The organism is Oceanobacillus phoenicis (genome assembly GCF_047238145.1).
Lineage (GTDB): Bacteria > Bacillota > Bacilli > Bacillales > Amphibacillaceae > Oceanobacillus.
In genome coordinates, this window is record NZ_JBDFME010000001.1 from 1479390 (window position 1) to 1493843 (window position 14454).

General features: G+C 36.6%; 10 protein-coding genes. 9 read left to right on the plus strand and 1 reads right to left on the minus strand.

Annotation, left to right across the window (positions count from 1 at the left end; translation table 11 throughout):
• The first annotated feature begins 6 nt into the window (after positions 1–6).
• From gucD to gudD, 5 genes are all read left to right on the plus strand, one after another.
• On the plus strand, positions 7–1467 hold the full coding sequence (gene gucD / locus ABC346_RS07570) for an alpha-ketoglutaric semialdehyde dehydrogenase GucD (protein WP_413234274.1): 1461 nt from the start codon (positions 7–9) through the stop codon (positions 1465–1467).
• 54 nt (positions 1468–1521) lie between these two features.
• Positions 1522–2010 carry a tripartite tricarboxylate transporter TctB family protein gene (locus ABC346_RS07575; RefSeq protein WP_413234275.1) on the plus strand — a complete coding sequence of 163 codons (489 nt, stop codon included), beginning with the start codon at positions 1522–1524 and terminating at the stop codon, positions 2008–2010.
• Between the two features lie 12 nt (positions 2011–2022).
• Positions 2023–3537, plus strand: coding sequence for a tripartite tricarboxylate transporter permease (locus ABC346_RS07580; RefSeq protein ID WP_413234276.1), 1515 nt, complete (start codon positions 2023–2025; stop codon positions 3535–3537).
• Between the two features lie 23 nt (positions 3538–3560).
• The gene (locus tag ABC346_RS07585) at positions 3561–4562 is read left to right on the plus strand and encodes a tripartite tricarboxylate transporter substrate binding protein (RefSeq protein WP_413234277.1); all 1002 of its coding nucleotides are present in this window, start codon (positions 3561–3563) and stop codon (positions 4560–4562) included.
• Positions 4563–4680: 118 nt separating this feature from the next.
• A complete protein-coding gene (gudD, locus tag ABC346_RS07590; protein ID WP_413234278.1) occupies positions 4681–6045 on the plus strand; it encodes a glucarate dehydratase in 1365 nt (454 codons plus the stop codon).
• Between the two features lie 383 nt (positions 6046–6428).
• On the opposite strand, the gene ABC346_RS07595 is transcribed toward gudD, so the two are convergent.
• Positions 6429–7469 (minus strand): hypothetical protein, encoded by a 1041-nt coding sequence (locus tag ABC346_RS07595; protein ID WP_413234279.1) that lies wholly within the window; start codon positions 7467–7469, stop codon positions 6429–6431.
• A gap of 368 nt (positions 7470–7837) precedes the next feature.
• Between ABC346_RS07595 and ebgA the strand changes: the two genes are divergently transcribed.
• The 4 genes from ebgA (at position 7838) to ABC346_RS07615 (ending at position 14194) form a co-directional block, all read left to right on the plus strand.
• Positions 7838–11005 (plus strand): beta-galactosidase subunit alpha, encoded by a 3168-nt coding sequence (ebgA, locus tag ABC346_RS07600; RefSeq protein ID WP_413234280.1) that lies wholly within the window; start codon positions 7838–7840, stop codon positions 11003–11005.
• 116 nt (positions 11006–11121) lie between these two features.
• Positions 11122–12402, plus strand: coding sequence for an ABC transporter substrate-binding protein (locus tag ABC346_RS07605; RefSeq protein ID WP_413234281.1), 1281 nt, complete (start codon positions 11122–11124; stop codon positions 12400–12402).
• A gap of 48 nt (positions 12403–12450) precedes the next feature.
• Positions 12451–13377: a carbohydrate ABC transporter permease gene (locus ABC346_RS07610; RefSeq protein ID WP_413234282.1), complete on the plus strand. Its 927-nt coding sequence runs from the start codon at positions 12451–12453 to the stop codon at positions 13375–13377.
• Positions 13370–14194: a carbohydrate ABC transporter permease gene (locus ABC346_RS07615; protein WP_413234283.1), complete on the plus strand. Its 825-nt coding sequence runs from the start codon at positions 13370–13372 to the stop codon at positions 14192–14194. The genes ABC346_RS07610 and ABC346_RS07615 overlap by 8 nt, the downstream gene beginning before the upstream one ends.
• The last annotated feature ends 260 nt before the right edge of the window (positions 14195–14454 follow it).

Here is a 14454-nt window from a genome sequence, read left to right on the forward strand (position 1 = left end):
ATGAAAATGTTAAAAACGGATGAACAGTCATACTTAAATTTCATAAATGGCAGATGGAAATCTTCTGAGGGTGGAGAAACGAAGGAAGTTCTTAATCCTGCTGATAGAAATGATGTTGTAGGAGTCATTCAACGGTCGACAATAGATGATGTAAATGAAGCTATTGCATCGGCAAAAGCAGCAAAGGAAAGCTGGAGGAAATTATCTGGAAACGAAAGAGGAAACTATCTTTATAAGGTTGCTAATATTCTAGAGAGCCGTTTGGATGACGTAGCAGAGACATTAACAAGAGAGATGGGAAAAACTTTACCTGAAGCTAAGGGTGAAACGGCTAGAGGTGTAGCTATTCTGCGTTACTATGCTGGAGAAGGGTTGAGAGAGGTCGGAGATGTCATTCCTTCTACAGATAGTAAGGGGATTATGTATACTACCCGTGCACCTTTAGGCGTAGTAGGAGTAATTACTCCGTGGAACTTCCCGGTAGCTATTCCAATTTGGAAAATAGCTCCGGCTTTGATATATGGAAATACAGTTGTAATAAAACCTGCAACAGAAGCAGCAGCTACTGCAGCTAAAGTCATTGAATGTTTTGCTGAAGCAGAATTGCCTAATGGAGTTATCAATATGGTAACTGGTTCAGGATCCATTGTGGGAAATAGAATTGCAGAGCATCCTGACGTTAATGGAGTTACCTTTACCGGATCAGACCAAACAGGAAAACATATTGGACAGACTGCTCTAGCTAGAGGAGCAAAATACCAACTTGAAATGGGAGGAAAGAACCCAGTTATAGTCGCTGAAGATGCAGATCTAGATTTAGCTGTTCAGGCTACGATAAGTGGTGGTTTAAGCTCCACCGGTCAAAAGTGTACAGCAACAAGTCGTGTAATCGTTCAAAGTTCGGTATATGATGCCTTTAAAGAAAAATTACTAACGCAAATACAAGCTCTAACGGTTGGTAATGGGTTAGAAGACGGAAATTGGATGGGGCCAAGTGTAAGCGAATCACAAATGGAAACAGTGCTCCACTATGTTAAAAAAGGTAAAGAAGAAGGGGCGACTTTGTTAACTGGAGGAAATCGTCTAACAGACGAAGAGCATAAGAATGGTAACTTTGTTGAGCCAACCGTTTTTGAAGACGTTACCAGTGATATGACCATAGCACAAGAAGAAATCTTTGGGCCAGTGCTTGCTCTCATTAAAGTAGAAACTTTTGAAGAAGCTATGACATTAGCAAATGATACAGAATACGGGTTAAGTGCTGCAGTTTTCACGGAAAATATTAGAAAGATGTTAACTTTCATTGATGACATTGAGGTAGGATTAGTCAGGGTGAACGCAGAAACTGCAGGTGTAGAATTGCAAGCACCATTTGGCGGAATGAAAAGTTCGAGTTCTCATTCAAGAGAACAAGGTAAAGCAGCTATTGAATTCTTTACCTCAATTAAGACAGTGTTTATTAAGTAATGTTAAGGGGACTCCCCCTTAACATTACAAAAATTATGAAGGGATGAGATACAATTGCATGAAAATAAATTAGTGGACCTATTTTCTGCTTTGTTCTTGATAGTACTTTCTGTTGTATTATATACTTCTACATTTTCATTCAAGCAAATATCAGCGTCGAAGATCGGTTCAGATTTCTTACCTCAAGTTGTTGCTATTGCATTGTTTGTTCTTAGTGGCATTTTGTTTGTAAGCGCTTTAAACAAATGGAACAAAGAAAGGAAGAACAGAGCAGAGGTGATAGGTGAACAGAAAGTTAAGCTTGATTATACTTTAGTTCTCATTTCACTTGGATTAATTGCTGTTTATCTATTCCTTATTCCTACTTTGGGCTTTCTCCTTTCGACTATAGTCTATTTATTTATTCAGATTTATTTAATATCAACTCCAGAAAAGAGAAGTCCCATAAAATTTGCTGTTGTATCGATTGTCGTATCTGTATCCGTTTATTGGGTATTTAAAGATGTATTCTTTCTTATGCTGCCAGCAGGAATTTTGGGATAGGAGGTGTTATAAATGTTTGAAACGATTGTAGAAGGTTTTTCGCTAATGTTCACGTTTGAATCGATGTTGATTATTTTAGGTGGAGTCATTCTAGGACTTATCTTTGGTTCTATTCCAGGATTGACTGCTACCATGGCAGTTGCTATTTGTTTACCAATTTCTTTTGGAATGGGGCCAAGTAATGGTATGGCATTGTTGATGGGCTTGTACATAGGGGGAGTTTCTGGAGGAATGATACCTGCTATTTTACTAAAACTTCCTGGAACACCTTCGTCCATTTCAACAACATTTGATGGTTATCCAATGGCGCAGAAAGGGTTAGCTGGTAGAGCGTTTGGGCTCTCTATTATATCTTCATTTCTTGGTGGTTTATTAAGTATTATTATTTTAATTTTAATATCTCCACCACTGGCAAAATTTGCACTTAACTTTGGACCATTTGAATATTTTGCAATAACGATTTTTGCTTTAACCTTAATTTCAAGTTTGTCAGAAGGGTCGATGATAAAAGGATTAATTAGTGCTTTATTAGGAATTACATTTGCTTTCGTGGGAGCAGCCCCAATTGATTCATTTCCAAGGTATACTTTTGGATTAGATGCTTTAGATGCAGGATTTAATTTGCTTCCAGTATTAATTGGCCTCTTCGCCATTTCAGAAATGTTAAAAGTAATTGAAGAACGTAAGAAAAATAAAATAAATCAAGATAAAATTCGAGACTACAAGATTAAAGGATTAGGATTTGCGCCAATTACGTTTATTAAACAAGGTTGGAATTTCCTACGATCTGCAATTATTGGGATCGGAATCGGTATTTTACCGGGGATTGGTGGAGGAACTGCTAATATTATTGCTTATGTTACCGCAAAAAGACAATCAAAGAACCCTGAAAAGTTCGGAAAAGGGATTGATGACGGTGTTGTAGCTTCAGAGACTGCAAATAATGCTGCAGTTGGCGGGGCGCTTGTTCCACTAATTTCACTTGGTATACCTGGGGATACAGTTACTGCTATGTTACTAGGTGGTCTTGTAATACATGGTTTGCAACCTGGGCCGCTATTATTTGAACAAAATGGTCCAGTTGTTTATGGAATATTTGCTGCATTGATTATAGCAAACATTTTTATGCTGCTTTTCTTATATGCAGGTATGAGAGGTTTTGTTCGTTTGTTAAGTATACCAAGACATTATCTGTACCCTATAATCATTGTACTTTGTGTAGTTGGAGCTTTTGGTGTAAACAATCGTTTATTTGACGCTTATGCGCTCTTATTTTTCGGAATTATTGGTTACATTATGATAAAAGCAAAATTTCCACTTACTCCTCTTATTTTAGGTTTCATCTTAGGACCTATTTTAGAAGTCAATCTTAGAAGAGGATTACAATTAACCGGAGGTGACTTTGTACCTTTCTTAACTTCACCTATAGCGGCAACGTTTTTGATCATTGCAGTATTGTCAGTAGGCTTAGGTGCTTATAAAACACTAAAGAACAAAAAAAAGAATGAAGATGCGAACACAATTTAAAAGAATAAAAGGGAGGATTTATCTTGGGTAAAAATAACAGAATATTATTAATGATTGGATTTTTGTTAATTGTCGTTTTGATGATGGCAGCTTGTAGCAGTTCAAGTAATGGAAATGGTGAAGCAGGTGCGGACAGTAGTTCTGCTGATTATCCCAATAAACCAATACAAGTGGTTGTACCAGCAGGAGCGGGTGGTGATACAGATAGAAATGCACGAATTACTGCTGAGTTTCTAAGTGAAGAACTTGGAACAGATGTCGTTGTTTCTAATGTTGGTGGAGCAGGTGGCACGGTTGGAACAAAACAGGTACTGGACGCAAATTCGGATGGCTATACCGTCTTAGCTTTTCATAACTCTATGATAATAAATAGTTTATTAGAATTAGCAGATTTCAACTACGAAGATTATGAATTAGCTGGTGCTAATGTTCAAGACTTAGGTAATGCATTTATTGTTCATGCTGAATCAGAATATACAGATCTAAATACACTCATCGAATCAGCTAAGGAAAAACCAGGTGAAATCTCTATTGCAACAGAAACGGGATCTTTTACACACTTACAATTACTTGCTTTTCAAGAGGCTACCGGTACAGAGTTTAATATTGTAGATGTTGGTGCAGCTGCTGAAAAAGTAACTGCTTTGCTTGGTAAACAAATTGATATAGTTCCTACACAATTAGGATTAGTACAAGAATATATAAAATCTGGTGATTTTAAAGCTTTGGGTATTATGGCAGAAGAGAGATTAGAAGGTGCACCAGATGTTCCTACCTTTAAAGAAGAAGGTGTAGATGTCTCTTTTGATAAATTTTTCTTTTGGGCATTTCCTAAAGATACACCTCAAGAGGTTGTAGAAAGTTTTTCTAGTGCTTTAGAAAATGTCGCAAATAATCCCGATTTTAAAGCTGAATTAGATCCACACCTTATCAATCCAGCTTATATGTCACCGGAGGATTTAAAAACCCATTTTGATACATTAACAGAAGAGTATAAAATCTTACATGAAAATAGTAGTGAATAAAAAAGAGTGCGGACTGTCATCTTCGCATGGCAGTCCTCCTTTTTCCTAAGCTAGTTGGAATGTGTATTTACAAATTATATGTAAAATTAAAATCGATATAAATGGAGGAGATAGAAGGATGGGGCAGCAAACGACAAATGAAGATACAAAAATTGGAGTACATACCCCAATCATTCAAGAGGTGAGTGTCATACCTATTGCTGGAAAAGATAGTATGCTCCTTAATTTAAGTGGTGCCCATAATGCTTTTTTTACAAGAAATATCGTGATTCTTAAAGATAGTTCTGGAAATATTGGCGTAGGTGAGGTGCCAGGTGGAGAGCCGATAAGACAAACTCTTGAGGACACGAAAAGTCTAATTCTACAAAGGAAGATTGGAGAATATAAAGACATATTAAATGAAATAAGAATAAAGTTTGGTAGTCGAGATCAAGGTGGAAGAGGTAATCAAACATTTGATTTAAGAACGACTATTCATGCTGTTACTGCATTGGAAAGTGCACTGCTTGATTTGGTTGGTCAGTTTCTCGAAGTTCCTGTTGCTACATTATTGGGTGAAGGAAGACAACGAGATGAAGTAGAAATGTTAGGTTATCTATTCTATGTCGGTGACCGTAATAAAACAGATTTACCATATGATAGTGATGCAAATGCTCAAGATGGATGGTTCCGATTACGTCATGAATCGGCATTGACTCCAGAAGCGATAGTCCGATTAGCAGAAGCTGCACATGAAAGGTATGGTTTTAAGGATTTTAAACTTAAAGGAGGTGTGCTGCGTGGTGAAGAAGAAATGGAAGCAATTATAGCATTAAAAGAAAGATTTCCTAATGCCAGAATTACACTTGATCCAAATGGAGGCTGGTTGCTTAAAGATGCAATTCGCCTATGTAAAGATAAGCATGATATTTTGGCATACGCCGAGGATCCATGCGGTGCAGAGGGTAGTTTTTCCGCAAGAGAGGTAATGGCAGAATTTCGTAAAGCAACTGGACTAAAGACAGCAACTAATATGATTGCAACCGATTGGCAACAAATGGGGCATGCAATTCAATTACATGCTGTAGATATTCCGTTAGCTGATCCCCATTTCTGGACGATGCAAGGATCCGTTCGTGTTGCGCAATTATGCTATGAATGGGGATTAACTTGGGGTTCACATTCGAATAATCATTTTGATATCTCGCTTGCCATGTTTACACATGTAGCAGCAGCAGCGCCAGGTAACATCACAGCTATTGATACACATTGGATATGGCAAGATGGCCAAGGTCTAACCAAGAATCCATTACAGATTAAGGACGGAAAAGTAAAAGTTCCTATAAAACCGGGATTAGGGATTGAACTTGATATGGAGAAAGTGGATAAAGCTCATCAGTTATATGTAAATAATAATTTAGGGGTAAGAGACGACGCAAAAGCAATGCAATATCTGATTTCCGGATGGAAGTTTGACAGTAAGAAACCAGCATTAATTCGTTAAAAACTAAGAAGTAAATTTCTTCTTAGTTTTTTAATTGTAGTTTAGTAATATCCTGGCTATAATTTTTATTTTATGAGATAAAGCTTCAATACTCTGGGGACAACACCAAGATATGAAACCACCTATACGGTTATAGACGGAAAAACAGGTGAAATGTTAGAAAATTATGCTTTAGGAGCAGGGGAGGCTTTTGGTCCAGTTGTTGACGGAGAAAGTGTTATTTACTTCAATCAGATGAATACCTTATTAATATTAATAAGATGTAAATAAAGGAGCAGGATGTTTATACGCACCCTGTTCCTTTTACAGCATAATATCATAATCTTAATAGTCAGTTGTAGCGATAACATTGATGTTCAATAAAATATTTTCTATCTTTAAATTCAAATTACTGTTATCTGATGTTCGATAAATTTGAGTATTTCTTTTTGCTCTTTCTCAGTGCACGAATACTGTTGTTCCAATTCTTCCAAGTATTCTCCAGCCTTTCTCAGCTCCACAACACCTTTTTTCATATAGGATTTGTAGTGGTCATTTACTTTATTAATTTCATCGGCATATTTTTCATCTGTTCCAGGAGTGACTGCTTCTTCGTATAAATCAATGATTTCCTCCCCTTCCCTGGTTGGGAAAAATTCATGAGGGTCCGTGCTATCAAAGACACCAAATTGTAAATCGGGAACTAATACCATATCAATACTATTAGGATCGAAACTACAATGATAAATTTCCGTATCATAACCATATTCTACACAAGCGCTTGCTACTTTTTTCATAAATGTAGACTTACCTGTTCCAGCTCGCCCTTTTACATAAAAAACGCGAGAAAGTTTTTCCGTAATATGGGGGATGACATTGACAGGACCATCCACAGTGGTGGTACCAAAAAGGCGATGATATTCAAGTGCATTTCGATTTTTATTTAGTTGCCCTTGTAATCTTTCTTGAATAAATCTCTCGGTTATTTCATCTGCTCGTTCAAAATCCATTTCGTTAATATAGATCTCTTCCAGATCATCATGAACTCGTAAGCCTGTTTCTAGATTTTTATATGCTTTTTCTTTATGATGGTTGAATTTTTCTACTTGCTCTTTATTTTTTACTGGATTGTGTTGTGTAAATGGACTTAAATCAAGTTCGATTATCTCATTTCTATTATCTGGTAGAATGCAATCATTTATAAAAGCGATGCCTTTTTTACGAATAATAACACCATCTAAGTAACTATCCCCTAATGGGCTTTTTAATACTTCCACTTCATTAGTAGATTCATATTTTGAGATTAAGCTTTTTAGAATTTTTGATTTTATCTTTTGGGAAGGATGTTTTAATCCAATGACTCGATGGAGGCGCTTTATATTGGAGGGAAGTAAGTTTAAAAATCCCTTCGCTGTGTTTGCCGTTACATAGTAATACTTTTTCATCGACACACTTCCTTTTTCTAATAAGTTATAGGTACTTGGTTGTTTTTATCTAGAGAACAACCGTCTGTATTACGTTACTGATGGAAGTCTCCTTTTATATAACTTATGCCCATTCATTGTTATAGGTGAATGTAACAGATATAAATATTATTCTATTCTAAAAATTTAGTATTGATAAATGATTATATATTCGTTAAGATAACTATAACGTTATCTTAATTAAGTTAATTAATAAAGATTAACGATACATTAAGGTAATATAGGATTACGCCAAAATACAATTAAACTTAACCATAGGAGGGTATGAAAAGGCTATTTTGTAAGCGTTTGAAAAGGTTTTATACATTTATTCAACTCAGGAGGTTATTATGTCACTTTTTAATGATTACAAATCGCAATCAGTATTAGAAAAAAGTCGCCTTAAAGAACGTTCCCATTTTATGTCTTATCGTAACAAGGTAGATGCTCTAAGTTATGAGCGTGGTACTTCAAATGGTTTTCTACTATTAAACGGAAAATGGAAATTTCATTATGCTGAAACTCCAGAATTAGCTCCTCAACATTTTTATAAAAATGATTACAACGATGACGATTGGGATGATTTAAACGTTCCTTCCAATTGGCAAATGAATGGTTATGGGAAGCCACACTATACGAACGTGCAGTATCCTTTTCCTGTCGATCCGCCACATATTCCTTCAGAAAATCCAACCGGGTCTTATCGAAGAGACTTTCATATTTCAAAAAAGATGTTAGAAGATCAGATAATTTTACGTTTTGAAGGAGTAGATAGTGCCTTTCATGTCTGGATAAATGGAGAATTTGTTGGTTATAGCACAGGAAGCAGATTGCCATCCGAATTTGATATAGCAACCTACGTGCATGAAGGTGAAAATACAATTTCGGTACGTGTGTATCAGTGGTCAGTAGGAAGCTATATTGAAGATCAGGATATGTGGTGGTTAAGTGGTATTTTCAGAGATGTGTATTTAACCACAAAACCAAGTGTACATGTACATGATTTTTTTGTGAAGACAATCCTAGATAAGAATTACGAAGACGCTGAACTTGATGTGGATGCGATTATTCATTCAACTTCAAAGAACACAGGTGTTTATAACGTTGAATTAGAGCTGTTAGATCAAGCGTATCAAGTCGTAAAGACAACGGCTATCGATGTAAATGTGAATAAGGAGGAAGAAAGAAAAGTTTCGCTCAAGTTACATGTTACTTCTCCTGAAAAGTGGACAGCAGAGACGCCATATCTCTATCATTTGCTCATGACATTAAAGGATGGCGAGGGCAATGTAATAGAAGTAATTCCTGCCAAAGTCGGTTTTAGATCAGTGGAATTAAAAGATGGCCTGATTCAGGTGAATGGCGAGCCGGTACTGTTTAAAGGGGTTAATCGTCATGAACATCATCCGGATTTAGGAAGAGCTGTTCCATTAGAGTGGATGGAAAAAGACATTCAATTAATGAAGCAGAATAATATTAACGCCGTGCGAACGTCGCATTATCCAGATGATCCGAAGTTCTATGATTTATGTAATGAGTATGGATTATATGTGATTGATGAAACAGATATCGAGTGTCATGGCTTTGGATTTGCGGGGTACGACCATCCCATAAGTGACAATCCAACTTGGCAAGAAGCCTATGTCGATCGGATGAAGCGGATGGTGGAGAGGGATAAGAATCATCCTTCTATTATTATTTGGTCTTTAGGAAATGAATCTGGTTTTGGGCGTAACCAAGAAGCGATGTATAAATGGACGAAGGAAAAAGACCCGACCAGACTCGTTCATTATGAGGGAGAGTCACGACACATATTGGATAAAACAAATAACAAACCGGATGAATTACATGTAGCGGCAGATATGTTTTCGACGATGTATACTCCTGTGAAAATCATGCAACAGTTAGGTGAACGGAGAGATTTAGAACAGCCTCATATATTATGTGAATTTGCGCATGCAATGGGAAATGGTCCTGGAGGTTTCAAAGAGTACTTCGATTTATTTTATAAATATGATCGTTTGCAAGGCGGATTTGTATGGGAATGGTTAGACCATGGAATTCGTCAACAAGCTGAGGATGGAGAAGAATATTTTGCTTATGGTGGAGATTTTGGTGAGATACCGCATGACTCTAATTTTGTAATCGATGGAATGGTGATGCCAGATCGGACACCTTCTCCTGCATTAATAGAGTATAAGAAAGTGATTGAACCTGTACAAGTAGAATCAGTAAATCTGAAAAAGGGGATTGTCCGAATTACGAATCGCTATAACTTCCGTAATTTGAACCACTTGTCGGCTTCATGGTCAGTGGTGGCAGATAATACGATTATTGATTCTGGGTCAATTGAACTTCCAGTGATTGAAGCTGGAGATACCAAAGAGGTAGAGATTCCGTATACATTACCTGCTTTTATAAAAGATAAAACGGATTATTGGTTGAACATCCAGTTCAATCAGAAAGAAGATACGAAATGGGCAACAGCTGGACATGAGGTTGCCTGGGAACAATTATTACTTCCGGTGCAAGAAAACAACGTGCAACAAGTAGGTAGATTAACAGGTAATGGCGCATTGCAAGTGAAAGCTGATGAGTCAAGTCATGCGATTACCGTGAAGGGTGATCATTTTCAAATTACTTTTAATAAAAGTACAGGTATCTTAGATTCTTGGCAAGTGGCTGGTCATGAAATGGTAGAAAAAGGCCCAGCGTTAAATTTCTGGCGGGCAACAACAGATAATGATCAATTAGGTTCGGATGAATTCGGATCGACAGTCGAAGAGCAAAATTGGAAAAATCATGGACTCCATATGATGCAGCGAAGGCTGAATTCCATGGATTATGAAGTATCAAAGGAAAAAGATTCTGTTACTATCACTGTCAAAAGCAAAGTTTCTCCTCCAAATTTTAGTTGGGGATTTGATACGACGATTACGTACAAGGTATTCAATGATGGTACGGTGAATATGGATGTCTCAGGAATAAAGGTGGGGGAAGCTTCCGAGACGTTACCACGTATTGGTTTACAACTGAATCTGGATAAACGATATAACTATGTCGATTGGTATGGTCGTGGACCTGGAGAATCTTATGTTGATAGTAAATTAGCGAATCGTTTTGGGATTTGGTCAAGAACAGTGGAGGAAATGTACACGCCTTATGTGGTTCCACAGGAAAACGGAAATCGATCAGATGTGACATGGGCTTCGTTAACAGATAATAATGGAGTCGGCTTATTTATTGCAGGGAATGCCTTTAATTTTAGCGCGCATTATTATACAACTGAAAATATTCACGAAGCTCGTCATACGACCGATTTAGTCGAAGAGGACTTTATTGTATTAAATTTAGACCATCAACAACAAGGACTAGGTTCAGCGAGTTGCGGTCCAGGTGTATTGGAAAAGTATCAACTGAAACACGATGATTTTTATTTTTCATTGAGTTTGAAAGGTTATTCCAAGAATGAATTTTCTCCATTAAATCTATATAAATGTATTCATCTCTCTAGATAGTAATCATCTCCGTCTCGTTATTTCGTGACGGAGATACTATTATCCATTACTAAAAACTATTTTGTAAGCGCATTATTTTTGGTAGTATTCATGAAAAGTTTAGAAGGAGGGAGAAAATGAGAAAAATTCTATTGATCATTGTAGTTGTCACCGTGATTTTTATAGCTGGATGTTCAGGTAATGAATCTGATGCTCAATCCAAAGCACCAGAAGCGTTTACTGTTTGGGCTTGGGACCCTTATTACAACGTGAAGGCTTTGGGAATAGCTGAAGAAATTCATAAAGAAAAGGTTCCTGATTTTGAGCTAAATATCGTTGAAAATGCGCAGGAAGATATTGTTCAAAAGTTAAATACGAGTTTAAGTTCTGGGGCCCAAAAGGGTCTTCCGAATATCGTTTTAATAGAGGATTATCGCGCGCAGACATTTCTTGAAGCGTACCCGGATGCTTTTTATGATTTGACTGGTAAGTTTGAAGCGAATGATTTCCTTTCCTATAAGATTCAAGCTACTAGTAAAGATGGCAAAAATTATGCTATTCCATTTGATACGGGGTCGGCTGGATTATATGTGCGAAGAGATTACTTGGAAGAAGCTGGGTACACTGTTGAAGACCTGCAGAATATCACTTGGGAAGAGTACATTGAAATCGGTAAAGATGTAAAAGAAGCAACCGGTAAAAATCTAATAACGAACGACCATAATGATCTCGGTATTATTCGTATGATGATTCAATCTTCAGGGGAATGGTTGACAGAAGAGGATGGAGTTACACCGAATATTGCCGGTAATGAATCGTTAAAAACATCACTAGAGTTATATAAGACATTTGTTGATGAGGGTTTACTAAACCTTCATTCTGGGTGGAGTCAATTATTAGAAGCGGTCAATAATGACCTGGTTATATCGCAAGCTAATGGGAATTGGTTTACGCCATCGATAACTGCAGAAGAATCACATTCAGGTAATTGGGCAGTGGTTCCATTTCCAAGACTCCCTGGTATAGATGAATCTGTGAATGCGACCAATTCAGGTGGTTCATCTTTTTACGTACTGAATATACCCGGTAAAGAACAGGCTGCTGATTTTCTTATCCATACATTTGGTTCAAATATAGATCTATATAGTGAACTTGTGAATGAGATAGGTGCAATAGGGACCTATATTCCAGCTAACGAAGCAGGGATATATGGAGAAGAGGTAGAGTTCTTTGGGGGTCAAACGATTTATGAAGATTTTTCGGATTGGGCTGAAGAAATTCCAGGTGTAAATTATGGTATGCATACGTATGCGATTTCGGATATGCTCGCTATTTCTCTGCAGCAGTATCTTAGAGGGGGAGACCTCGATGCAATATTGGAAGAAGCTCAACAACAAGCAGAAAGACAGCTTAGATAGTAGTCATGTGGTAGAGTGTATGTTTTTTGAAGAGAGGGGTGGGAATTCATGGAGTCAATGAATACAGATACAGAGTTTAATAGAAAGAAAAAAAGATGGAAGTTATCACTAAAGTCACGTAAAAAAACCGGATGGTTATTTATATTATTAGCAGTATTTATGATTTGTCTCTTTTACTTTTATCCTATGATCCACGCGTTTCTTCTATCATTTCAATCAGGTCCTGGGGTGAATTTAGAGTATGTAGGTTTTGATAACTATATTCGGTTATTTACAGATCCAAATTTTCTTACAGCTTTATTTAATACGGTTATCTTTTTTATCATTCAAGTACCTCTGATGATCATTTTCGCTTTGATTATTTCGGTCATGTTAAATAATAAAAATCTGAAGTTTAAAGGACTATTTCGAACAGCTATTTTCTTGCCGGCAATAACGTCACTCGTTGCTTATTCGATTATCTTCAAATATTTATTTAGTAATAATGGTACCGTGAATACCATGTTGATGGATTTCGGGATTATTTCTGAACCTATTTTATGGCTTCAAGATCCTTTTTGGGCAAAAGTAGTCATAATCTTGGCAATTACGTGGAGGTGGGTAGGTTACAACATGATATTTTATCTGTCCGCACTTCAAAATGTGGATGATTCTATTTATGAAGCGGCAAGAATAGATGGTGCATCCGCCTTTCAACAATTTTTTAGAATTACCGTTCCCATGTTGAAACCGATTATATTATTTACTTCTATTGTCTCCACGATTGGTACGCTTCAGTTATTTGATGAGCCTATGAATATAACAGAGGGTGGACCAGGTAATGCTACGACGACCATTTCTCAATATATCTATAATTTATCATTTGAATATACTCCTGATTTTGGCTATGCAGCTGCAGTATCATTTACGATTGTTGCAATGGTAGTATTCTTCTCGATTATTCAGTTCAGAATTGCAGGTGATAAGAATGACTAAGTTCAAACAAGGGTTTATGTATGCATTTTTAACCGTTGTTTCGATCATATCGATCTTTCCTTTTTACTATATGATTGTTAGTGCGACAAACGAATCCATTGATGTGACTAGGGGAAGTTTAATTCCTGGTGCACATTTAATAGAGAATATTAAAAACATGTTGGATTCCGTTGCCATCGGTCAAGCTATGTGGAATTCAGCGGTTATTGCAATTGGTACTACTGTTTTTGCGCTTCTCATTGCATCGTTGGCTGGGTATGGTTTTGAAATTTTCCGTAGTAAGAAGAAGGATATTGTATTTAGCATTTTGTTATTGTCAATGATGATTCCTTTTGCAGCAATCATGATTCCGTTATTTCGATTTTTTGGAGGTATTTCACAAGTAGCACCTCTAATAGGTATTGATACATTGGCTGCAGCGGCATTGCCGACCATTACCACTGCGTTTTTAATTTTCTTTTTTAGGCAAAATACAAAGATGTTCTCACGTGCGCTTTTAGAAGCAGGCAGGATGGATGGATTATCGGAACTAGGACTTTTCTTTCGGATTTATCTTCCATCGATGAAGACAACATATGCTGCAGCAGCAATTATAACATTTATGAATAGTTGGAATAATTACTTGTGGCCATTGGTAGTTTTACAGTCCCCAGAAAATCAGACGGTACCTTTATTAATTTCGAATTTAGGCTCTAGTTATACACCTGATTATGGGGTAATTATGTTAGTTATTGTAATTACGACCATACCAACAGCACTAATATTCTTCTTATTACAAAGATACTTTGTTGCTGGTATGTTGGGATCGGTGAAATAGGATAGGCTATTGTCTTGTACTTATGTTTATTATATATAGAAGTTTGTCTTAATGATTTAAAACACTTCATTTATGGTGAAATTATTTAATAAGGAAGTATGTGAACCAATTTTTTATAATACTTTGATTGAAATGGAAAATGGCAATTACTGGTGAGTGTAGCTTGATTTAAAGCATTATCAATACCTTCCTTTTAGGATGTTTTTGGTAATGCTTTTTTTCTATGAGTCAATTTTATAAGTGCTCGGTTTAATTAAAAA